Genomic DNA, 23,183 nt, shown 5'->3' on the forward strand with positions numbered 1-23,183 from the left:
AAAACGAGTGCAAAGTTCCGAAAAAAAAGATAAAAATGATAATTATGGAATAAATTTAAGAAGTATTCAAAATTGGTACCCGAATATTTATGCATTACCGTAAAATGTTTTTGGAAATTTTACTAGCGATTTTTTGCAGTTTGTGCATTCGAATCGTTTTTAATGAGCAACCCCTCGCAGGATAAATTTTTATTTTTTAAATGAGATTCTTACTATGATTCAAGTGTGAGTGGTTGTGTTTTTTGAAATGAAAATAGAAAATATATCGAGGTGTTGCAAAATTGAACTTGATGTATTGATCTGTGAATTTTAAGTTTAAATCGTCTTAGTAGTATATTTTTTCTATTTACAATATCTTTGAACACTTAGAGTTTATACTATATGTTGCTAAAACAGTTCAAAATCCTTAGCCTGTTCCTATGTTTTCCGCTATTGGTTTTAGCACAAAACACTCCATACCAACGCAAGAAAATCAAAGTAACCCAAGATACTATCCATTTGGATACCGTAAGTATCAACGCTTCTTTTTTTAAATTGTTGGATAAAAATGAGGTTGAATTAGACTCTACGAACTATCAAGTCGATTTTTCTAAGGCGACCTTGGTGCTTAAAAATAAAGCACTTACTACAGATTCGCTGACGGTGCGTTTTCTTAATTTCCCAGATTTCTTAACCAAAACTTATTCCGTTTACGATGCCAAACGCTTAGTGAATACCACGGGTTCGGGAGTGGTTTATCGAGCGGAGTCTAATTTTGGAACTCAATTTAAACCTTTTGATGGACTAACTACTTCTGGAAGTATCACACGGGGTGTAACCATTGGAAACAACCAAAATGCTTCGGTCAATTCCAATTTAGATTTACAGATTACGGGTAAGCTTTCGGACAAAGTGAGTATTCGTGCTTCCTTGCAAGATAATAACATACCGCTACAACAAGGGGGCTATTCCCAGCGACTGGATGAATTTGACCAAATTTTTATAGAACTTTTTGCTGACAAATGGAGTATTCGTGGAGGCGATTTGTTTTTAGAAAATCGCAAGTCGCGGTTTTTGAATTTCAATAAAAAAGTGCAAGGTGTTTCTGCTCGTTTGCAACTCGGGAATCCAGAACGTAAGACCGAAACACTATTAGCGGGTGCTGTAGTACGCGGGCAATATGCTAAAAGTACTTTTACAGGACAAGAAGGAAATCAAGGCCCGTATAAGTTACGTGGACCTAATGGCGAATTGTATGTTTTAGTAATTTCTGGCTCTGAACGGGTATATGTGAACGGTATTTTATTGGAACGAGGTGAAAACAACCAGTATGTAATTGATTACAATGCGGGTGAAGTGACTTTTACCTCGCTGTTTCCCATTACGTCCGAAATGCGTATCGTGATTGAATATCAATTTTCAGAACGCAGTTATACGCGATTTGTAACTTATGGTGGGGCACAGCATGAGAATGAAAAATGGAGTTTAGGAGCCTATTTGTATTCTGAAAACGATTCAAAAAACCAGCCTTTACAGCAAAATCTCTCGCCTGAACAGGTACAAGTGTTAGCACAAGCAGGCGACAATCCTTTGCTAATGAATGCTCCTTCAGCCACTTTGGAAGCGTATTCTGATAAAAAGATTTTGTATAAAAAAACTACTATAAATGGCGTATTGGTATACGAATATAGTGCTAACCCTCAAGACGAGTTATACAATGTGCGTTTTAGTCAAGTCGGAAAAAACAAAGGAAATTACATTATAAAAGCTTCGGTAGGCAACGGGAGGATTTATGAATACAAAGCTCCTGTTTCTGGAGTGTTACAAGGAGAATATGAACCCGTAATCAAACTGATAGCACCTACCAAATTGCAAATTGCTACGCTACTTGGAAAATTCGCTCCCTTTAAGAAAACAACCGTCGATTTTGAGTTAGGAATGAGTAATTCTGACCAAAATCTTTTTTCTAGTTTAGATGATGCAAATAATCAAGGGGTAGCTGGGAAATTAAACTGGAAGCAACAGTTATTCGCTAAAAAATGGTTAGTCAATGCCTCGAGCGATTGGCAATATGTACAAGCTAAGTACAAAACTGTAGAGCGTTTATTCAATATAGAATTTGACCGGGATTGGAATTTAAAGAACACTAGAGGAAATCAAAGTTTATTAGCAACCCATTTGACTTTTGAATTGCCTAAAAAATCATTTTGGAAGTACCAATATGAAAATTTGAATTTCTCAGAATCCTTTTCAGGAAATCGTCATAGTGTTTCGGGTTTTATAAAAACTGGAAAATGGCAATTGCATCAACAAGGAAGTTTGATGCAAAGCAATGGTACCGAAGCAATTTCTCAATTTTTACGCAATCAATTGCAAACCAAATGGCACTTTAGAAAAAACTGGATAGGGGGAAGTCAGCGTCTTGAAAACAATCAAGAACGTGAAAAAGCAACACAAAAACTAACTTCTTTAAGCCAGCGTTTTTCAGAATGGGGAGCTTTTATGGGGCGAGGCGATTCTACTAAAGTATATGCCGAGTTAGGTTTATTGCACCGTTTGAATGATAGTTTGCAATTGGGTTTGCTGAAACGGGTGAATCGTTCGAATTCGTATTATTTGAAATCAAAATTGATTCAGAATGAAAAAGCTGATTTATGGGTTTTTGTCAATTATCGCCAGCTTACCTTTGAGGATGCGAGAGGTGCCGAATCTTCTTTGAATTCTCGTGTGTTGTACAACGACCGCTTTTTCAAACAACTGGTACAGTGGACTACTTCGTATGAAACAGCTTCAGGAACTATTCCTCAGCAAGAATTTAATTTTATTGAAGTTGAGGCGGGTCGAGGGATTTATGCTTGGAATGATTACAACCAAAACGGAATTAAAGAATTGCAAGAGTTTGAAATCGCTAAGTTTCCAGACCAAGCCAAGTATGTGAAAGTGTTTTTGCCGAATCAAACCTTTGTGAAAACACATCAAAATAGGTTTTCGCAAGCCCTTATTTTGAATCCAAATATTTGGATAAATCGCAAAGGGACGCTAAAAGTGTTGTCGCATTTTTACAATCAGACTTCCTTTTTAATGGAACGCAAAGTGAAAAGAATTGGAGATAATTTCGATTTAAATCCTTTTAACCAATCCGTAGAAAACTTATTGGGATTAACCTCTAGTTTTAAAAATAGTTTGTACTATAATCGTGGAAAACAATCCCACTCTGTGACTTACAATTTTATTCAAAATGATTTAAAAAGCCTTTTGTTAGCTGATGAATTGCAAAATACCAACAGTACGCATCAATTGTTGTATACACATCTTCTCAAAAAATCTTGGCTGGTCAATGCGCAAGCAAGTGTTCTTTCAACCCGTGTAAGTTCCTTGAATTATGCGAGTCGGAATTATACCATCGATGGAAATGAATTGGAATTCAAACTTGGGTATTTGTTTTCTAAAAATGCCAGTTGGGATTTCTTTTACGAATATCAAAAAAAGCAAAATCAAATAGGAGAAAATGAATTCTTGCATAAATCAAGATTAGGCACTTCTTTTAATGTGGCTACAGAAAAACGTTTTACCATGAGTGGCGAGTTTGCTTATGTTAACAATAGTTTCGATGGAAACCCAAATTCTCCTGTTGGTTTTCAAATGTTAGAAGGGCTACAAATCAATAAAAATTATACTTGGCGTTTGTTGCTACAAAAGAATTTAACGCAGTATTTAGACCTCAATGTAAATTACCAAGGACGCAAAAGTGAAACTTCCCAAGTCATACACACAGGTAATGTGCAATTAAGAGCTTATTTCTAAGTTTGTAGAAAGATTTCTATCTAAGTATTTGGTGTTTAGTTAATTATTATGTTTGCGGTTGAATTAATCCTAAAAATATAATAAAATGAAAAAAAATTACTTTTCCTTGTTTGTTTTAACAGTATTGTTGATGTTTTCACAAGTGACTTTTTCAAGAATTATTGTTTTTAATATCAATAATGGGAGTTCAACGGGTAATTTATATCAACGTACAGAGAATGTTGTTGTAGGTGATATAATCCGATTTACTAATAATTTGCCCTATACAATTACGAATACAAATGGGGTGATGGATTGTATGTTGGTGCCTTCAATTGGTCAAACACAATATAAAACTATTGCGCCTAATGCTTATGTTGAAATACCTATTATTGATCAGAGTATTACAAATTATACTTTTATACACGATCATTTTCAACAAAATAAATATTATAACAACCGCTTAAATTTGACTTTCCCTTTGGGCACAGAGACTTTTTTTGATAATAATGATTTTAGTTTTTCGAGTTCTAATCCGGTGCAAGATGAGTTAAAAATTATATTTAAAGCAAGTAAAGAAAATGTTGAGTTAAATCTTTTTGATATGACTGGTGCAAAGGTTTTTACCCAAAGGGTTGCTCAAACTGATCAAGCGGTTATGGATTTGCGTGGTTTATCTGCAGGTGTCTATTTTTTGCAAATTGATGTGGATAACAAAAAAAATGTAAAACGTCTTTTAAAGAACTAATTTAAAATTTGTATATTTATTCTGAATAAAATCAAACTAGTATGAAAAAATTATTGTTACTGACATTGATGTTTTTGTTTTCGAATTCCTTTTTAGCCCAAGAAACAGAAACAGTTGCTAAAAAATCAAGAAAAACAAAAGCTAAAACAGAAAAAGCAGCTAAAGAAAAGTCAGAAGCTGCCGAAGAAAAAGCTAAAGCAAAAAAAGAAGAAGCAAAAGCGAAGCGAGAGAAAGCTAAAGCAGATAAGGAAAAAGCGAAAGCAGACAAAGAAAAAGCTGAAGCAACCGCAGAAAAAGCAAAAGCTAAAAAGGAAACCGCAAAAGCTAGGAAAGAGAAAGAAGCTAAAGAAAATAGTACTTCTACAACAGGAAAAGCAAAATCGACTGCTGGAAAAGCGAAGGCGGAAGCAAACAAAGCAGACGCTAAAGTAAAGGACGAAGCTGACAAAGCAAAGTCAAAAGCTAAAAAAGCGAAAGAGGAAGTTGCTGAAAAAGTTGAAAAACCAGCTAAAGAAGCTAAAGCTAAAGCCACTAAAAAAGTTAGAGAAACTACTGAAAAGGCTAATCCTAACACGACTGACAAAGTGATAGGAAAATATAAAGAAAGAAAAGTATATGAAGGACCTCGTGGTGGGAAATATTACATTAACAAAAATGGAAATAAAACCTACATTGACGACGACCAAGTAGAATAAGTACAGTACGTTTGTATTATTTGAAACCTAATAGCATGAATAAGCTGTTAGGTTTTTTTATTAGGCATCTTGGTTTGTGTAGGAATTATTGATTTAGAGAAGAATAGAAATCTTCTGAATTCCTAGGTTTAAAAATTAGACAAGCTTGGAGCGATTTAAAAGTAAAATGATAACTGTTGTTAGAATCAATATTTAATCAGTCAAAATTCTTTAATTGAAAAGGTATTTTTACTTTTGCAACTTAAAAAGGAAGCAGTGGCAAACGCCTTGCAAGGAGGAATGAAAAAAATACTAGTTTTACTATTACTGATGCTTTTGGGTGTTGCTTGTAAGCAAGAGCCCCAAGCGGTTATCATTCCTAAAAATCTCATCAAAACCTTTAGCCCTGAAATGGCAGAAAATGCCGTGATGTACCAAGTGCACATCCGGAATTATAGTCCTGAAGGTACATTTAATGCTTTTACTCAAGATATTCCTAAGCTAAAAAAATTAGGAGTCAAAATTATCTATCTGATGCCCGTACAGGAAATAGGTTTAGAAAATAGAAAGGCTGGACGGAAACTTTTGGCAGCACAACTCAAAGATTCTGTGCTTCAAAAGAAAATCATGGGGAATCCCTATGCCCTAAAAGATTACCGAAGTATACAAGCTAGTTACGGTTTGGCTGATGATTTAAAAAAACTCATTGCAACGGCACATCATCATCAAATGTATGTCATCATGGATTGGGTGGCTAATCATACCGCTTGGGACCATGCTTGGGTGAAAAAACACCCCGACTTTTATGTGAAAGGCAATGAGGGTTTGATGCAGTCACCTTATGATTGGAGGGATGTAGTACAGTTAAACTATACTAAACCTGCTGTGCATTATGCCATGATTGAAGAAATGCGCTATTGGCTAAAGAATTATCAATTAGATGGATTCCGCTGTCAAGTTGCTGGTGAAGTGCCTACACAGTTTTGGGAACGTGCTCAAGCAGAATTACAAAAAGTACGCCCGATTTTTATGTTGGCAGAAGCTGAAAAGCCTAGTTTGCTTAAAAAAGCGTTTGATGCTCAATATGCTTGGGAAGGACATTATATCCTTAACAACATCGCCCAAGGAAAAATGTCAGTAAAGGAATTAGATACTTATCTTCAAAATTTACAAGCGACGCATCTGCCTGAATCAATTTTCTTGAATTTTATAAGTACTAGTGAAGAAAATTCTTGGAACGGTTCTGAATACGAGCGCATGGGTGATGCGGTGGAGGTAATGACGGCTCTGACCTATATGATTAACGGAATGCCATTAATTTATAACGGGCAAGAATATGATATGGACAAACGATTGCGTCCCTATCAAAAAGATACAGTGCCTCATACCTTGGGTAACATGTGGGGTGTTTATGAAAAATTAGGCCAGTTGAAGACCACGCATCCCGCTTTGCATAGTGGTCAAAATGCTTCCACGTATACACGTATAAAAACCTCTGACGACAATCACATCATTGCTTTTGAACGGGTTAAAAAAGGGAAAAAACTCCTTTTTGTGGCTAATCTTTCGAAAGAAGAGAAAATAGTTGCTTTAAATAAAAAAGGTGCTTATCGAGACTATATGACGGGTGAAGTTATTCAAATAAATGATAATCAATCGCTTAATTTGAAATCTTGGGCGTATAAAATTTTAGTAAACCAATAATTTTTACGATATTTAGCCTACTTTTTTTGTTATGCTAAATATAGGACACCGAGGAGCCAAAGGGCATGTAGCCGAAAATACGATGGAGTCATTTCTGAAAGCTTTTGAGTTAGGAGCTGACGGAATTGAACTCGATATTCATTTGACTGCCGATGGTGAAGCCGTGGTGATACATGATGAAACGGTAGACAGAACTATAAAAAATGCTTCTGGATTTATCAAAGATTTTACTGTAGCCGATTGTTCTAAAGTGGGAATTCCTACTTTGGTGGAAGTTTTTCATGTGTTACCCGAAGATGCCTTTTTAAATATTGAAATTAAAAATCCTGAGGCAACTTTGGTGGTTGCTGATGAAATTGAGAAGTTTGTCCGACTCGGGGAAATCCACTATGAAAATGTTCTTGTTTCATCGTTTCATTGGGAGGTGTTGGGAAAACTCTCCCAGATAAATCCAGATATTCGATTAGGCGTTTTGTCAGAAGAAAATAGCAAGGAGGCTTTGGCGTTTGCTAAGGAAATCGAAGCGTATTCTGTCAATGTTTGGTTTGAACTACTCACGCCGGAACTCATCGCTTTGGCACGTCAACATCAAATACAAGTGCATACTTTTACCGTAAATTCTCCAGAAGATATTACTTTTGCAAAAAAAATGGGTGTCGATGCCATTATTACCGACTACCCCGATAGAGTATGATAGCAAATTATGATGTGGTAGTGGTAGGCGGTGGCGCCGCTGGTTTTTTTACGGCAATCAACCTGGCCGAATTGTATCCTCACTTGAAAATAGCCATTTTAGAACGAGGAAAAGAAGTATTGTCTAAAGTACGTATTTCAGGCGGCGGTCGTTGTAATGTAACCCATGCTTGTTTTATACCAAATGAATTAGCAAAGTTTTATCCACGCGGTGAAAAGGAATTAAAAGGCCCTTTTCATCAATTTTGTAGTGGGGATACCATCGAATGGTTTGAAAAGCATGGTGTAGCCTTAAAAATTGAGGAGGACGGACGTATGTTTCCTGTAACGGATAGTTCGCAAACCATTATTGATTGTTTTTTAAATACCGCTAAAAAGCTTAAAATAGAAGTGCTCACTGGACAAAGTGTACAAGAATTATTTAAAAGCGACACCTATTGGAAAGTTACCACCAATCAAGGTACTTTTAAATGTGGTAAACTGATTTTATCTACAGGGAGTAATCCTAAGATTTGGGATATGCTACAGGAGTTTGGGCATACGATAGTTTCGCCTGTACCTTCACTTTTTACTTTTAATATCAAAGACAATCGCATTAAAGATTTAATGGGAGTTTCTACTGCTTTGGCATCGGTTAAAGTAAAAGGAACCAAGTTGAAAGCTACAGGTCCATTATTAATCACGCATTGGGGCATGAGTGGCCCTGCAATTTTACGTGTTTCGGCTTGGGGAGCTCGCGAATTGTTTGACAAGAAATACCAATTTGTTTTACAAGTCAATTGGTTAAACGACTTGGATTTTGATACGGTTTTAGAAGATTTAAAAGAGATTAAAGAAGAAAATGCCAAACGCTTGGTCAATAAGTTCTGTCCCTTCGATTTTCCAAAACGTTTATGGGAAAGCATATTGACGGCATCAGGAATTACTACAACAACCAAATGGGCAGATGTTTCTAAAAAACAACTCGCGGATTTAGCACAACAATTAACTCAAGCTGAATTCCAAGTAAATGGGAAAAGTACCTTCAAAGAAGAGTTTGTTACGGCTGGAGGTATCGATTTGAAAGAAATTAATTTCAAAACCATGGAAAGCAAATTGTTTTCTAACTTGTATTTTTCTGGTGAAATTCTGAATATTGATGCAATTACAGGTGGTTTCAACTTCCAAAATGCTTGGACGGGTGGTTTTGTCATTGCAAAGAATTTTGAGGTTTAGGCAAAGATTAAAAGGTAAATTAGAAATTGTGTAAGTTGTTATTTAATTTAACAAAATGACCAAAATTTGAAAATCAATATTGGTCATTTTTTTGTTTTACAAAAGCAAGTCAGACTTATTTGTTGAAATAACATTACAATGATTTCTACCATTCATTTACTTTATTTGCATCCATTTTTAAGAAGATAAAAAGCAAAATGGTAAAGGACCATAAACTAGATCCTCCATAAGATAAAAATGGAAGAGGAACCCCAATCGTAGGGAAAATACCAACAACCATTGAAATGTTTACAAAGTAATGGGTAAAGAGTACTGATGCCACGCCATAACCATAGATACGGCTAAATTTTGTTTTTTGGTTCTCAGCTAAATATAAAATACGCAATAATAAACCCGCAAATAGGAGTATAACTATAGCTGAGCCTGCGAATCCCCATTCTTCTCCTACGGTAGTGAAAATATAATCGGTATGTTGTTCAGGTACGAAATTTCCTTTGGTTTGTGTGCCTTCCAGCCAGCCTTTACCTATCCAGCCACCTGAACCAATAGCAATTTCCGATTGATTCGTGTTGTAACCGATACCTGCCATGTCTACCTGTTTGCCTAATAGGATATTAAAGCGATCACGGTGGTGTTGCTGGAACACATTTTCAAAAACATAATCAACAGATACACTAAAACCAGCCATTAAAACAAAAACAATACCGCTAGCTATTACATTACGTCTTACTGGTTTTGAGTAAAAATATTGAATGATAACCCCAATTAATGTTATTAAAACTACATATTGCGGTTTTAAAAGTAATGCCATTATAAAAAGTACAATTGCCCCAACGCCAGTCCATAAATACCATGCTGGTAAACCTTCGCGGTGTAATACAAAGACCATCATGATGAAAATTAGTGCACTCCCCGCATCGGGTTGTAGCATGATTAGGCCAATGGGTAAAAAAAGAATGCCCAATCCTATGAGTTGATGGTTGAAATTTTTGAGGTTAATTTGGCTATCACTTAAAAATTTTGCTAGAGCTAAAGCTGTGGCCGATTTAGTGAATTCTGAGGGTTGTAGTGTTAAAGGTCCTATACCATACCAGCATCTTTGTCCTGCTATAGTTTTTCCTGCTACAAAAAGCCCCATTAGTGATAGCAAAGCTACTCCATAAATAATACTGGTGTATTTTTCGTAAAATTTAGCATCAATGCTTAATACAACTATTATTAATATAATGGTAAAGCCTATGAAAATGAGTTGTTTTCCATAGTTTTGTGAAAGATCAAAAATGTAATCAGAATCGGGAACTAAATCTGCTGAGTAAATATTTACCCAACCGATTAATACCAACAAGCTGTAAATTAATACAGTGATCCAATCAATATTTTTGCTTACACTTTGATTTTTCATTAATTAGTTTTTGTAGGGTTTGTACTTCCTGCTTTTTTGATAGAGTCTAATTTTAATTTAGCTTTTACTCGGTTTAAAGAGTCTTTTCGAAGCCTAATTTTGTACATAGAATCTATATATTTTCGAGTGAATTTATTATACTGATGTTGTAAACTTTTGTTTATAACACTCTCCTCTCTGTATTTGTTAGATACTTTCCCTTTTAGATATTTTTCAATCATTAATGAGGTGATTGGACCTGCGGTTGTTGCTCCGTAGCCCCCGTTTTCAACAAAAACAGCTAGAGCAATTTTTGGGTTGTTTTTTGGGGCAAAAGAAACAAAGATAGAGTGGTCTTCTAATTGTTTTTTCTTTCCGTTGATAATGGCAAAATTTTCAGCTGTCCCTGTTTTACCACAAATTTCAATGCCTTCTACCCCTAAGAAATAGGCGGTACCTGTTTTGAATACCTCGGCTAAACCTTCAACAACAGGAGGGAAGTGTTTTTTGTCAATTGTAGTGACATGTTTTGTGCGGAATTTTTTATCAATTTGTTGTCCTTTGATTTTCTTGATAATATGAGGGGTGTAATAATAACCGCGATTCGCAATGGTGGCCATCATATTTGCCAATTGGATAGGGGTCATCAAAATTTCACCTTGTCCAATAGAATTGGAAACAATCATTGTAGATTTTAAACTACCATTAGGGTAATATTTTTCATAGGTTTTTGACGTAGGAATGTTTCCTTTTCTGCCTGTAGGTAAGTCATAACCCATAAATTGACCTAATCCAAAGCTTTTTAAGTGGTCGCTCCAATAGTCTACACCTTGTGAAGCGTTAGGGAACATGCCTAAAGTTCTCAGATAAGTAGTCCCAAAATAGGCATTACATGACTTAGCAATACCCATATGGAGTTTTCGTACACCACCGCCACAGTGACAACGCATAAAACGACGACCGTAGCTAAAACCATGTCGACAACTTACTCCTGTTTCTGTGTCAATTGCGCCTTTTTGAAGTCCAATTAAAGCTGTTAAGATTTTAAAAGGAGATCCTGGAGGGTATTCTGCCAATAAACTGCGATCGTATAAGGGTTTTGCTAATGAATCGTTGTAAAGTTTAGTGTAATTTCTTGAGCGTTGTCGGCCTACTAAAATTGCTGGGTCGTAAGTAGGCGCAGTTACTAAACATAGAATTTCACCTGTTTTAGGTTCAATAGCTATAATCCCACCGCGTTTATTTTTCATCAATTGTTCGCCGTATTGCTGTAGTTTGGAATCAATGGTTAAGGTAATATCTTTACCTTGAACAGCAATAGTATCGTATTTTCCCTCTTTATATAACCCAATTTCTCGGTTAAAACGGTCTCTTTGAATGTGTTTTACTCCTTTTTGTCCACGAAGTACTTCTTCGTACATTTCTTCAACCCCTTGTTTACCTAATAAGTCGCCGCTTTTGTAATAAGGATTTTTTTCAATAATACGTTCATTGGCCTGAGTAATGAAGCCAAAAATGTTAGCACCATGATGAAATTGATAGTCTCTTAACGAACGTTTTTGAATGTAAAAACCGTCAAACTTGCGTTCTTTTTCTTGGAAAGCAGCATATTCCATTTTGTTTAATTGCCCCATAAAAACTGATGGTAATAATGGAGAATAAACAACAGCTTTTTCAATTCGCTTTTTAAAATCGTCTTTCGTTATACCAAGAAGTTTACAAAACTCTAAAGTGTCTAATTTTTTTATCTCTCGGGGTACAACCATGATATCATATGATGGTTGATTGGCCACTAATAATTCACCTTTTCGGTCAAAAATATATCCTCTTTCAGGGTATTCATATTTGATTTTTATGGAGATATTTTCTGATTTTAAACGAAGCTCTTCATCTATGATTTGTAAATAAAAAAGCCTTGCTATGATTAAAATAGCAGAAACTATAACCATAACGGGTAATAAAAGCTTTCTCATTTTTTATCGTTTACTAGGCTTGAACAAATAGATTAAAGTGATGCTTATAATTAGGGTAAATGCAGTGGCGCACAAGGTTCTAATTAAAGCGTCTAATAAAAATACAAACTTGAAAAATTCAAGTGTAAATAAAATAATGTGATGTGTAATTATGGAAATAACTATAAAAGTCAAGCGTTCAGGGGAAATTCTGTCGTTAATTCGAATAGTTTGGTATTCATAACTCAAACCAAATGCGAATTTAAAAAAACTTGGTCTCAAATAGGCTAAAACTAGAGAAGCCGTTGCATGAACCCCTCCTGAGTTTTCAAAATAATCGATAGATAACCCTAATAGAAAACTAGCAACTAACAATGCAGCTCTGTTAGAATTAACAGGAAATAATAAAATGAATAGTATATACGGAAAAGGATTAATAAATCCGAATAGATCGATATGATTAAAAATAACGACCTGTACGATTACCAATAAGATAAATCGAATTATGTTGGTTATAATCGTGCTATTCATCTTTCTTTATAGTTTCGGCTTCAAGTTTGTTAATTTCGGCTGCTTCTTTGTTTTTTATGATATACACATGATTTAAGTTAGTCATATCTGTAAACAAACGTACATCAAGCGTATAGTAATTGGTTTCCGTATCCATATAGATACGGTCTATGATTCCTACAGGTATGTTTTCTGGGAAAATCGTAGAACGTCCACCAGTAACTATCGTATCTCCTTTTTTCACCGTAGCTAATCTTGGAATTTCTATTAATTGTGCATATCCTGCATTTTTAGCTTTCCAAATTAAAGAACCAAAATGATTGGTTCGTTTAACTTTAGCGTTGATTTTAGATTTTAAATTCAAAACACTAATCACTGTAGCGTAGCGCGGTGATACTTTTTCAATCACCCCAACTATTCCTTCGCTACTAATTACCCCCATATCAGGTTTTATGCCTTTTATAGCGCCTGAATTAAGAGTGAGGTAGTTTTCTGTTTTGTTGTAGGAATTATTGATTACTTTCGATTGTAATACTTCTAATTTATCATACCCTTTAACCGAATCTTTAAGTAAAGTAGAACTGCTGTCTTTTTTGTTGAAAAGTAATTTTCTTAAATAAGCATTTTCTTTGGCTAATTTATCATTTTGATCTCGTAAACCAAAATAGGAGTGAACTTCATTTACTTCTTCATATATACTTCCAGTTACGGCATTAGCGGAATTAACCATTTGACTCCTGTGATAAGAGTGTGATTGGATGGTTAAGGTTAATGAGGTGACCAAAAGCAGCAAAAACAGCAACCTTGTGCTGTTTTTTAATATAAAATTTAGAATTTGCTGCATCTAAAAAAATATAAATTTTTAAAAATAAATATACTGTTCTGCTCCTTGAAGGAGTAGGGGTATTATTTTATTAAGATACTTCTAAAACGGTTTAGGTTTTTTAAAGTCATACCAGTTCCTCTAACAACGGCTCTTAATGGATCTTCTGCGATGAAAACCGGTAAGTCTGTTTTTTGAGAAATACGTTTGTCTAAGCCTCTTAGCATAGATCCACCGCCTGCTAAATAAATACCTGTGTTGTAAATATCAGCAGCTAATTCTGGAGGTGTTTGCGATAAGGTTTCCATGATAGCATCCTCAATACGCTGAATTGATTTATCTAAGGCTTTAGCAATTTCTCTGTAAGAAACTTCAACCTGTTTTGGTTTACCAGTTAATAAGTCACGACCTTGAACCGACATATCATCTGGTGGTGAATCTAAATTTTCGATGGCAGCACCTATTTCGATTTTGATTTTTTCAGCAGTAGTTTCCCCTACAAATAAGTTATGTTGGGTTCTCATATAATAGATGATGTCATTTGTGAAAACGTCACCAGCAATTTTTACGGATTTGTCACAAACAATACCACCTAATGCAATAACTGCAATTTCAGTTGTACCTCCTCCTATATCTACAATCATGTTTCCTTTAGGTTGCATGATGTCTAAACCGATACCAATAGCGGCTGCCATAGGTTCGTGGATAAGATACACCTCTTTTCCATTAACACGCTCCGCTGATTCTTTTACCGCACGCATTTCCACTTCGGTAATACCTGATGGAATACAGATAACCATGCGTAAAGCAGGGGTGAACAATTTTTTCTGTAATGCAGGTATACTTCTGATTAACATTTTAATCATTTGTTCCGATGCGTCGAAATCAGCAATAACTCCATCTTTTAAGGGACGGATGGTTTTGATGTTTTCGTGGGTTTTCCCTTGCATCATATTCGCTTCTTTTCCTACAGCAATGATTTTGCCAGAAATGCGGTCGCGAGCTACTATTGAAGGGCTATCTATAACAACTTTGTCGTTGTGAATAATCAGTGTGTTTGCGGTACCAAGGTCAATTGCTATATCCTCAGTCATGAAGTCAAAAAATCCCATATTTTCCTACTGCGGGTTACTTATGTTTAAAAGTATTTTACTAATACGCAAAAGTATGAAATTATTTTGGTATATATGAAAATAAAAATCGCGTTAAAAATAACTTTTTTTAACGCGATTTTGTTATAAAAAAAATGCAAACTGTTAATGTTTGAAATGTCTTACTCCAGTAAACACCATTGCCATTTTGTTTTCGTTGCAATAGGTAATGCTTAATTCATCTTTAATCGAACCTCCTGGTTGAATCACCGCGCTTATTCCTGAGTTGTTTGCAATTTCCACACAATCAGGGAATGGGAAGAAAGCATCACTCGCCATCACGGCTCCTTTTAATTCAAATTGGAATGAATTTGCCTTCTCAATAGCCTGACGTAAGGCGTCTACACGTGACGTTTGTCCAGTACCTGAAGCGCATAATTGTTTGTTTTTAGCTAAAACAATAGTGTTTGATTTGGTATGTTTACAAATTTTTGAAGCAAATAACAAATCTTCAATTTCTTGCTCTGAAGGAGAAAGTGTTGTTACGGTTTTTAAAATAGTCTCAGAATCTGTGATTAAATCTTTATCCTGAACTAAAGCACCATTCAAACAAGTACGTACAGTGGTTTGAGGTAATTCAACTTCTTTTTGGATTAAGATGATTCTGTTTTTCTTTTCTTTTAATAAAGTTACCGCTTCTTCGCTATAGCTTGGTGCAATGATAACTTCACAGAATAATTGGTTAATTTCTTCTGCAGTAGCTAAATCGATAGTGCCGTTTGCAATTAATACACCTCCAAAGGCAGAAGTAGGGTCGCCAGCTAATGCATCAACATACGCTTCTTTCATTGTAGGACGTGTAGCCACACCACATGCATTGTTATGTTTTAAGATAGCAAATGTAGGTTGGTCGTTTTTGAATTCTGACATTAAATTAACGGCCGCATCTACATCTAACAAGTTGTTGTATGATAATTCTTTGCCGTTTAATTTGTCGAACATTTTATTTAAATCACCAAAGAAAAACCCTTTTTGGTGAGGATTTTCTCCGTAGCGTAATACTTCACCTTTAGTCTCGCTGATTTTCAAAACTGCTTCTTCGTGGTTTTTATTGAAATAATTGAAGATAGCCGAATCGTAATGCGAAGAAACATTGAATGCTTTCGTTGCAAAAACTTTTCTTTGTTCTAAAGTTGTGGCTCCGTTTTGTTCTGAAATGATATCTAATAATAATGAATATTCATTAACTGACGGAATAATAACAGTGTCTTTGAAATTCTTTGCACCTGCACGAATTAATGAAATTCCACCGATGTCAATTTTTTCAATAATATCTGCTTCACTAGCGCCTGAAGCAACTGTTTTTTCAAATGGATATAAATCAACAATGACCAAGTCAATTTGAGGAATCGCATATTCTTGCATTTGTGCAACATCACTCTCATTATCTTGACGGTTTAGGATACCACCAAAAACTTTTGGATGTAACGTTTTTACACGACCTCCTAAGATAGAAGGGTAATCCGTAACTTCTTCTACAGGTACTACAGGAATGCCTAAGTTTAGAATAAATTCTTCTGTTCCTCCAGTGGAATAAAAAGTTACATTTTGTTCGTGTAATTTTCTTACAATTGGTTCTAATCCGGTTTTATCGAACACTGAAATCAATGCCGATTTGATGGTTTTTGTTGTATTCATTGTGTTGTTGTGATTTAAGGCGCAAAAATAGTTTATTTTATTGCCTATTCAAAATATGAAAGTTAAAAGTGTAACAAATAGAGGTTTTTGCATACGAATAGTAAAAACGAACTTATGATTATCTACCTGCGTTTATTTAAAGAAAGTCTAGGATTTGCCTTAAATGCCTTGCGTAATAATAAATTAAGAACCTTGCTTTCGTTGCTGGGGGTTACAATTGGTATTTTTTCCATTATTGCCGTATTGTCTGCGGTTGATTCTTTGGATAGAAAATTTAAAAATGACATTGGTAGTTTGGACAACAGTTCGATTTATTTATTCAAATATTCATTTGCACCTACGGAAGTTCCAGATTGGAAAATTGAACAATTCCCGACGGTGAATTATGAAGAATATAAATACCTTAAAAATCAAGTTTCTATTATTGAAACCGCATGTTATCAGTATTTTACAGGTAGAGAAAATGTGAAATTCGAAGAAAAATCTATGGGGTCTGCCAGTGTGGTACCTTGTACCCACGAGTTTATAGAAATTGATAAAATGGATTTTACCGAAGGGCGTTTCTTTACGGAACAAGAGTCGAATTCAGGTACTAATGTAGTGGTGATAGGAGCCGAAGTAGCGGAAACACTTTTCGATGGATTGTCACCTATAGGAAAAGAACTCAGATTATACGGACAACGCTTTAAAGTAGTAGGGGTTTTGAAAAAAATAGGTACGCGTATGGTGAATTTTGGTGCAAATCCTGATGTGAGTATTTATACCAATTTGAACAAAGTCCGTTCGCTTTATGGAGATAATAGCGATAAGTTCATGCCTGTTATCATTATCAAACCTAAAAAAGGAATTGATGAAGCAGAAATAAAAGGTGAGATTACACAAAAATTGCGAGCTTTTAGAGGTTTGAAAACTGGTGAATTGAATAATTTTTTCTTAAACTTTTTAAAAGGGGCTACTGATATGTTGGACGAACTTATAGGGGAGATGAATTTGATAGGGTGGATTATTGCTGGATTTTCTCTCTTAGTTGGTGGTTTCGGTATTGCTAATATCATGTTTGTTTCGGTAAAAGAGCGTACCAATCTAATAGGGATTCAAAAATCATTAGGGGCAAAAAACAAATTTATCTTACTGCAATTTTTGTTTGAAGCTGTTGTTTTATGTGTTATTGGCGGACTTGTAGGGATACTTTTAGTATGGATAATTTCAATAATTTTGACTAATGCTTTAGAATTTGATTTCGTTTTAAGTCTTTCAAATATTATATTTGGGACTGTTTTAGCAGGATTTATAGGCTTGATTTCTGGAATTATTCCAGCAATAGCAGCTTCTAAACTTGACCCTGTGGAAGCGATTAGAAGCGGAATGTAATGCATCAAAATGTAATCAGATTTTTATTTTTTTTAATTTCTTTTGTTAGCCAGGCGCAGTATAGTATCAAGCACTATACTTCTAAAGATGGGCTAGCACACGATTTATGTTATGCCATGATGCAAGACCGTCAAGGACGCATTTGGTTAGGTACTGATGATGGGTTGATGCGCTACAATGGAAATCAGTTTCAAACCTATGGCTACTCAGAAGGATTTGAATCGAATTATGTAATAGATGTTTTTCAAACGCAGAATGCTAAAATTTACGCTGCCACTTGGGGAGCTGGTTTGCATGAGTTTAAAAAAGGTAAGTTTGTTCCTCTTGGGGATAAGAAAAAAGTTAGTAAAGTAGCTGTTCTCGGTGGGAAATTTATTTGTAAAAGTATTGGTAACGATTTCTATATATTAGATGCCAAAAAAACCATTTCAGGAGCCTTTGTTGTTGATAGAAACCTTTATAAGTTAAGAGAGAAGGCTCTCTTAGAAGAAGCTGTCAATTTTGAATTTGAAAAAGCTTGGGATGGCGTTTATTTTTTTAGTGCCTTTGAAAAAAGTACATCAGGAATTTTCAAATTTAATACTACTGGTTATACGTTAAGACCTGTATTCCCATTTCTTAAAAATTTAACGATTAAGTATTTTGGTAGTACGGCTGATGGTAATTTTTATGCGAGTACCCATACGCATTTGTTTCTTTTTAATCATCAAAAATTGTTGCGAGTTGTCCAATTGCCTTTTGGGAATGTGAAGGTAAAAAGGGTCATGGTTAAAAAGGATAAAGCGTTGTTTCAGTTGTTTGATTCTGGAAAAGCAACGGACTTTGTCGCTTTGCTGGATTTAAAATCTGGTGAATTTAAAACTTGGCAACCAGAAGTTTTTGAAAACAAGCTTATTAGTGACATCCTGATAGACAAAGACCAGAACTACTGGGTAAGTACGTATGGGGCAGGTTTGTTTAAAATATTTGAAGAGAATTTTGGGGTCAATAATTTTTATTTCCCAAATGAAAATGTTTCTGATATAAACGAAGATGCTTACAATTTGTTTTTTATAGCTGGTAATAAAATACATGCCCTTAATAAACACACTCAAAAAACAAGTACGTATACTTTTCCAAATGTGGTTTGGAAAAGTTATCGAAATAGACAAGGTGATTTGAATTTCTTAACTAAAGATGTTCATAGTTTAACAAAAGTCACTATCAATGGAAAAAGCTATGAGGTTGGTGGGACTTATGATTTCTCGGAATTTGCTTATAGAAATTGGCGCTTTCAATATAAGGGTACTCATTTAACTATTTTAAATCAAACTAAAGCAAAAACGTACAGGTTGATTAAAGAAGTAGTAGATATTGTTCCTTTTGGGGATTATGTTTATATAGCTTTGGACAAAGGACTGTTAGTTTTTGATATTCGAAAAGAAACTTTTATTAAATACCTTCTCAAACAAAACGGATTAGCTAATGATAAAATCATTGATTTGGTTTTGCAGAAAGATAAATTGTGGATTGCTACCGCAAATGGGTTGGTGTATTTAAAAAATAACCGTATTTATGCGTCTCCAGAAGCAGATATATTGCCTTCTAAAAGTATTTTTTCTATGTGTTTAGACAAGCATGGAGTATTATGGATTGCAACTCAAAAAGGATTAGCGCTTTGCAAAGAAAATACTTTTTATACGTTCCGTTTTAGTAATCCTTCCATTTCTAGTTATCTTTTTAAAATTTATTGCGATGCTAAAGGACAAATATGGGGAACAGGAAACAAAGGTGTGTTTATGATGCCCAATGAAAGACCATTTCAACCGGTAAAAACTTCGTCTCTATATTTGTACAAGAACAATAAGAAATTAACTCATGAGGTGATTTCTTATTCAGAAAATGCGCAGTGGGTGCAAGTGCGATGGAATGATGAGACATGGAAACCTGTTACGGGCAATGAAATAGATTTTTCTAAATTGCAATTTGGCAACTATACCGTCCAATTTCGTAACCGTTTGGGTGATTCCAATTGGGAGTATTCTTCTAAAATTCAAATGGTAAACAAAGCGCCTTGGTATAAAGAATGGTGGGGACTAACGTTGATAGTTTTTTTAACAGCGCTTCTTTTGGCTATAATAGGGTTAATTCGATTTAAGAAAATTCAACAACGCAATGAATTTTTGCGAAATACCATTTCTGCCAAAGAAACACTGGAAAAAGAATTGAAAGAAGTTAGAGAAAATGTAGCGCAAGATTTTCATGACGAATTAGGAAATAAATTGGCAGGTATTACGGTGTTGTCGGCACTAATGAAAGAAGATGTGTCGAATAAAGATTCTAAAAAATTCCAGCAAATTTCCCGAATTCATAAAGATTCTGAAGAATTGTATTATGGAATTAAAGATTTTATTTGGAGTATAGATAGTAAAAATGATGATTTAAATGAATTGGTTTTTTATTTAAAGGATTTCGGTGATGAACTATTTATGTATACAGATACGGCTTTTAGCGTAATTAATTTAGTTGATAATACTCAGTTTAAATTGCCTTATTATTGGTCCAGACAAATTTTGTTGCTCTTTAAAGAAGCGATGACCAATACGATGAAATACGCCAAAGCTCAAAAATGTCAATTGAGTTTTGAAATTATCGATAATCAATTGAGGGTTGCCTTTGATGATGATGGTATTGGCTTTAAAGAAAATGAATTAAAGCGTATTAATGGATTGAAAAACATGCAAAAACGGGCACAAAAATTGAATGCTGTTTTAGAGATTCATTCTGAAAAAGGAACTTTAATCAAGCTAATTTGTCCTAAGTTTTTATGAATTTTCATCACCCATAATGGGTGATTTTTTGCATTATGAAGAAAACTAATTTTACAGTCAATATAAATCATATACATTCGTATCTTTAATGTCAGAAGTGCGATAAAACTAAAAAAATGAAAAGGATTGTGCTTATAGAAGACTATGAATTAGTCCGAGAAACATATAAGGAGATTATAGATAGTACCCAAAAGTATAAAGTAGTTGGGGATTTTGCATCTTGTGAGGAAGCCTTTTTACAATTGGAAGACTTATGTCCTGATGTGGTTTTTATGGATGTCAATTTACCAGGCATGAATGGTATTGAGGGAACTAAGAAGATTCGTGAAATGATGCCAGAGGTTGCGGTAATTGTGGTAACGGTAAATGAGGAGTCTAAGTTTGTGTTTGAGGCCTTATGTGCAGGAGCTATTGGTTATATCACTAAAGTGAGTGGCAAACAAAAAATAATAGAAGCTTTAGAACAGTTAGAAAGCGGTGGCGCTCCCATGAGTAATAAAATTGCTCGATTGATTGTGGAATCTTTTCAGCAAAAGAAAGCAGAAGATTTGACCGACAGGGAAAACGATGTGTTGCGCCTGTTATCACAAGGAAAAACGTATTCGAGTATTTCTGAAGAATTAGAAATTACACTTAATACTGTAAAAACGCATATTAAAAAGATTTATGAAAAATTGCATGTAAATAGTAAAAGTGAAGTGATTGCCATTTACCAACAAATGCAACAAAGAAATTAAAAAGTTAAAAAGATTAATAAGAGCCTCAGTAAATTTTGCTGGGGCTTTTTAGTTAAAAAAACAAAAGACATCACCCAAAACGGGTGATGCGCAGTAGAGTATTAGAAGTTATTTTTGCCTCAACTAAATTTTAATATTATAAATCATGAAATTAATTTCAAAATTAGCAGTAGCTTTTTTATTCGTAGTTACTTTAGTTAGCTGTTCAAAAGATGAGGAACAACCAACAGTTGAACAACCATCATTAGTAGGTAAATGGACTTTTGAGAAGCAAGCAGGATTTTACGATGTTGCTGAAGACCCGTCTAAATATGTGGATTATAAACATGGTTGTAGTACGACTAAGGATTTTAGAATTTTTTCGGCTGATACTAAAGTTAATGAAACTTATTATTGGAATGGTTGTGATAATCCTAATGCTTACACTAATCTAAAATGGGGATGGAAAGAAGCTGGAAAGAAAATCTTTATTGAAAATGTAGATTCTAAGCGTGGTGATGTTTATGAAGTTTTGCAATTAGATGCCACTACTTTAAAACTGAAGTGGGTGGAACGTTATGGTACTGTATTGCCTCAAAAGGATGCGAATAAAGCGATGAGTTATAATTATTTTATTTTTAAAAGAGGATAAAACTAATATAATAAACAAAGCCGCCTCAGTTGTATTGAGACGGCTTTGTTTGTTAAATATTTTGCTCTTTTTCCATTCGTAATAAATGGGCCATATTTTTAATAACACTATCGTGCTTTTTTACAAAAGGATTAGTTTGGTCCCAAACATAACCAGCAAGTACTGCGCAAATTTTCTTTTTCACATCTGGGTTTTCAGGTTGGTGGAAAAATAAAGTTTGCAAGTTACCTGTGTACCATTCCTTTACATAAGTGGTAAACACGCCAATACCCGAACGCATGTATTGTGTAAACTCAACTTCCCAGTCAATTTTTTCGCCTTGTAGTTGTCTATGAACTAGTTTGGCAGATAACATTCCTGATTCCGTGGCAAAAGCAACTCCAGAGGAGAAAACTGGATCTAAGAATTCGGAGCTGTTTCCAGTCAATGCAAATCCATCGCCATACATACTCTTTACAGAACGCGAATAGTTTTCTAATTTCACGGGCTCAAATAAGAACTCAACACCGCCAAAACGCTTGATGTAATAATCCGATTTTTGGATTGCATTTTTTAAAGCTTCAGCAGTATCGTTGTTTTCAGACAAATCATTAATAAACGAGGTAGGGCCTACTACCCCTAAACTTGTGTTTCCGTTTGAAAAAGGAATAACCCATAACCAAACTTCCGTTTCTAAAATATCAAAAGAAATTAAAGTCCCTTCTTCGCCTTCAGGTCTATTGATGTCCTTCACGTGAGTAAAAATAGAGGAATGTGGGTCTAATTTAGAAGGGGTGTCTAAATCTAACAAGCGAGGTAACACGCGACCATAACCGCTAGAGTCAATGATGAATTTTGCGTGAATTTCTTTCATTTCCCCGTTTTTGTCTTTAACTGTCGTTATTGAGTCTGAACCATTGAATTTTACATCTAATACTTCAGTTTCGAATTCTAAATCAATACCTTTACGAATAACTTCTTGTGCTAAAGTATTGTCAAAATCCGCACGAGGTACCTGCCAAGTCCAATCCCAACCATCGCCATGTTTTACACTAAAATCAAAAACACATATTTCTTCCCCTCTAATAAAACGAGCGCCTAGTTTCTTTTCGAAATTCATAGCGTCTAGAGCAGGAAATAAACCTGCTTCATAAAAATGGTCCATTACTCGAGGAATCAAACTTTCGCCTACAACGAGCCTTGGAAACTTTGTTTTTTCGACCACTTTTACTCTGGTGCCGTTATTATGTAGATAAGATGCTGATACGCAACCTGATGGTCCTGCCCCAATTACCAAAACATCAACAAATTCTTGTTTCATATTTTCTTTTTTCTTTTTCAGAATGTATTAACTTTGCAGGTTCAAAATTAAAGACATAATATCAAATAAAAAAAGATATTCAA

The 23,183-nt window shown here is 34.8% G+C and carries 17 protein-coding genes; 10 read left to right on the top strand and 7 right to left on the bottom strand.

Annotated features, from left to right (window positions below; translation table 11 throughout):
• The first annotated feature begins 381 nt into the window (after positions 1-381).
• The 6 genes from ACQY29_RS06165 to ACQY29_RS06190 all read left to right on the top strand — a co-directional run bounded on the left by ACQY29_RS06165 (position 382) and on the right by ACQY29_RS06190 (position 8,796).
• On the top strand, positions 382-3,783 hold the full coding sequence (locus ACQY29_RS06165) for a hypothetical protein (protein ID WP_428224356.1): 3,402 nt from the start codon (positions 382-384) through the stop codon (positions 3,781-3,783).
• Positions 3,784-3,868: 85 nt separating this feature from the next.
• On the top strand, positions 3,869-4,510 hold the full coding sequence (locus ACQY29_RS06170; RefSeq protein WP_428224357.1) for a T9SS type A sorting domain-containing protein: 642 nt from the start codon (positions 3,869-3,871) through the stop codon (positions 4,508-4,510).
• A 41-nt stretch (positions 4,511-4,551) separates the two neighbouring features.
• A complete protein-coding gene (locus ACQY29_RS06175; RefSeq protein ID WP_428224358.1) occupies positions 4,552-5,205 on the top strand; it encodes a hypothetical protein in 654 nt (217 codons plus the stop codon).
• Between the two features lie 234 nt (positions 5,206-5,439).
• Entirely contained in the window at positions 5,440-6,888 is a 1,449-nt protein-coding gene (locus ACQY29_RS06180; protein ID WP_428224359.1) for an alpha-amylase family glycosyl hydrolase, read from the top strand.
• A gap of 31 nt (positions 6,889-6,919) precedes the next feature.
• On the top strand, positions 6,920-7,582 hold the full coding sequence (locus ACQY29_RS06185; RefSeq protein WP_428224360.1) for a glycerophosphodiester phosphodiesterase: 663 nt from the start codon (positions 6,920-6,922) through the stop codon (positions 7,580-7,582).
• On the top strand, positions 7,579-8,796 hold the full coding sequence (locus tag ACQY29_RS06190) for an NAD(P)/FAD-dependent oxidoreductase (protein WP_428224361.1): 1,218 nt from the start codon (positions 7,579-7,581) through the stop codon (positions 8,794-8,796). The genes ACQY29_RS06185 and ACQY29_RS06190 overlap by 4 nt, the downstream gene beginning before the upstream one ends.
• Before the next feature lie 145 nt (positions 8,797-8,941).
• Here ACQY29_RS06190 and rodA read toward each other — a convergent pair whose 3' ends face one another.
• The 6 genes from rodA to purH form a co-directional block, all read right to left on the bottom strand.
• On the bottom strand, positions 8,942-10,198 hold the full coding sequence (rodA, locus tag ACQY29_RS06195; protein WP_428224362.1) for a rod shape-determining protein RodA: 1,257 nt from the start codon (positions 10,196-10,198) through the stop codon (positions 8,942-8,944).
• Entirely contained in the window at positions 10,198-12,150 is a 1,953-nt protein-coding gene (mrdA, locus tag ACQY29_RS06200) for a penicillin-binding protein 2 (RefSeq protein WP_428224363.1), read from the bottom strand. Before mrdA ends, rodA begins: the two co-directional genes overlap by 1 nt.
• Before the next feature lie 3 nt (positions 12,151-12,153).
• The gene (locus ACQY29_RS06205) at positions 12,154-12,660 is read right to left on the bottom strand and encodes a rod shape-determining protein MreD (RefSeq protein WP_428224364.1); all 507 of its coding nucleotides are present in this window, start codon (positions 12,658-12,660) and stop codon (positions 12,154-12,156) included.
• Positions 12,653-13,483: a rod shape-determining protein MreC gene (mreC, locus tag ACQY29_RS06210; protein ID WP_428224365.1), complete on the bottom strand. Its 831-nt coding sequence runs from the start codon at positions 13,481-13,483 to the stop codon at positions 12,653-12,655. Before mreC ends, ACQY29_RS06205 begins: the two co-directional genes overlap by 8 nt.
• A gap of 62 nt (positions 13,484-13,545) precedes the next feature.
• The gene (locus tag ACQY29_RS06215) at positions 13,546-14,574 is read right to left on the bottom strand and encodes a rod shape-determining protein (RefSeq protein WP_014164948.1); all 1,029 of its coding nucleotides are present in this window, start codon (positions 14,572-14,574) and stop codon (positions 13,546-13,548) included.
• Positions 14,575-14,718: 144 nt separating this feature from the next.
• Positions 14,719-16,251, bottom strand: a complete 1,533-nt coding sequence (gene purH, locus ACQY29_RS06220) for a bifunctional phosphoribosylaminoimidazolecarboxamide formyltransferase/IMP cyclohydrolase (protein ID WP_428224366.1) — start codon at positions 16,249-16,251, stop codon at positions 14,719-14,721.
• Between the two features lie 114 nt (positions 16,252-16,365).
• Between purH and ACQY29_RS06225 the strand changes: the two genes are divergently transcribed.
• The 4 genes from ACQY29_RS06225 to ACQY29_RS06240 all read left to right on the top strand — a co-directional run bounded on the left by ACQY29_RS06225 (position 16,366) and on the right by ACQY29_RS06240 (position 21,800).
• Positions 16,366-17,622, top strand: a complete 1,257-nt coding sequence (locus ACQY29_RS06225) for an ABC transporter permease (RefSeq protein WP_428224367.1) — start codon at positions 16,366-16,368, stop codon at positions 17,620-17,622.
• Positions 17,622-20,432 (top strand): ligand-binding sensor domain-containing protein, encoded by a 2,811-nt coding sequence (locus ACQY29_RS06230; RefSeq protein WP_428224368.1) that lies wholly within the window; start codon positions 17,622-17,624, stop codon positions 20,430-20,432. The genes ACQY29_RS06225 and ACQY29_RS06230 overlap by 1 nt, the downstream gene beginning before the upstream one ends.
• A 116-nt stretch (positions 20,433-20,548) precedes the next feature.
• A complete protein-coding gene (locus ACQY29_RS06235) occupies positions 20,549-21,169 on the top strand; it encodes a response regulator (RefSeq protein ID WP_428224369.1) in 621 nt (206 codons plus the stop codon).
• A gap of 145 nt (positions 21,170-21,314) precedes the next feature.
• Entirely contained in the window at positions 21,315-21,800 is a 486-nt protein-coding gene (locus ACQY29_RS06240) for a hypothetical protein (RefSeq protein WP_428224370.1), read from the top strand.
• A gap of 52 nt (positions 21,801-21,852) precedes the next feature.
• On the opposite strand, the gene ACQY29_RS06245 is transcribed toward ACQY29_RS06240, so the two are convergent.
• Positions 21,853-23,100: an NAD(P)/FAD-dependent oxidoreductase gene (locus tag ACQY29_RS06245; RefSeq protein WP_428224371.1), complete on the bottom strand. Its 1,248-nt coding sequence runs from the start codon at positions 23,098-23,100 to the stop codon at positions 21,853-21,855.
• Positions 23,101-23,183: the final 83 nt, after the last annotated feature.

It is taken from the genome of Flavobacterium sp., assembly GCF_965262375.1.
Lineage (GTDB): Bacteria > Bacteroidota > Bacteroidia > Flavobacteriales > Flavobacteriaceae > Flavobacterium.

What these genes read in the sequence shown, in the direction of transcription:
- rodA (WP_428224362.1), bottom strand. Translation starts at nt 10,198, where the DNA reads ATGAAAAATCAAAGTGTAAGCAAAAATATTGATTGGATCACTGTATTA.
- ACQY29_RS06245 (WP_428224371.1), bottom strand. Translation starts at nt 23,100, where the DNA reads ATGAAACAAGAATTTGTTGATGTTTTGGTAATTGGGGCAGGACCATCA.
- ACQY29_RS06235 (WP_428224369.1), top strand. Translation starts at nt 20,549, where the DNA reads ATGAAAAGGATTGTGCTTATAGAAGACTATGAATTAGTCCGAGAAACA.
- ACQY29_RS06230 (WP_428224368.1), top strand. Translation starts at nt 17,622, where the DNA reads ATGCATCAAAATGTAATCAGATTTTTATTTTTTTTAATTTCTTTTGTT.
- ACQY29_RS06170 (WP_428224357.1), top strand. Translation starts at nt 3,869, where the DNA reads ATGAAAAAAAATTACTTTTCCTTGTTTGTTTTAACAGTATTGTTGATG.
- mreC (WP_428224365.1), bottom strand. Translation starts at nt 13,483, where the DNA reads ATGCAGCAAATTCTAAATTTTATATTAAAAAACAGCACAAGGTTGCTG.
- ACQY29_RS06240 (WP_428224370.1), top strand. Translation starts at nt 21,315, where the DNA reads ATGAAATTAATTTCAAAATTAGCAGTAGCTTTTTTATTCGTAGTTACT.
- ACQY29_RS06165 (WP_428224356.1), top strand. Translation starts at nt 382, where the DNA reads ATGTTGCTAAAACAGTTCAAAATCCTTAGCCTGTTCCTATGTTTTCCG.
- ACQY29_RS06185 (WP_428224360.1), top strand. Translation starts at nt 6,920, where the DNA reads ATGCTAAATATAGGACACCGAGGAGCCAAAGGGCATGTAGCCGAAAAT.
- purH (WP_428224366.1), bottom strand. Translation starts at nt 16,251, where the DNA reads ATGAATACAACAAAAACCATCAAATCGGCATTGATTTCAGTGTTCGAT.
- ACQY29_RS06205 (WP_428224364.1), bottom strand. Translation starts at nt 12,660, where the DNA reads ATGAATAGCACGATTATAACCAACATAATTCGATTTATCTTATTGGTA.
- ACQY29_RS06225 (WP_428224367.1), top strand. Translation starts at nt 16,366, where the DNA reads ATGATTATCTACCTGCGTTTATTTAAAGAAAGTCTAGGATTTGCCTTA.
- ACQY29_RS06190 (WP_428224361.1), top strand. Translation starts at nt 7,579, where the DNA reads ATGATAGCAAATTATGATGTGGTAGTGGTAGGCGGTGGCGCCGCTGGT.
- ACQY29_RS06215 (WP_014164948.1), bottom strand. Translation starts at nt 14,574, where the DNA reads ATGGGATTTTTTGACTTCATGACTGAGGATATAGCAATTGACCTTGGT.
- mrdA (WP_428224363.1), bottom strand. Translation starts at nt 12,150, where the DNA reads ATGAGAAAGCTTTTATTACCCGTTATGGTTATAGTTTCTGCTATTTTA.
- ACQY29_RS06175 (WP_428224358.1), top strand. Translation starts at nt 4,552, where the DNA reads ATGAAAAAATTATTGTTACTGACATTGATGTTTTTGTTTTCGAATTCC.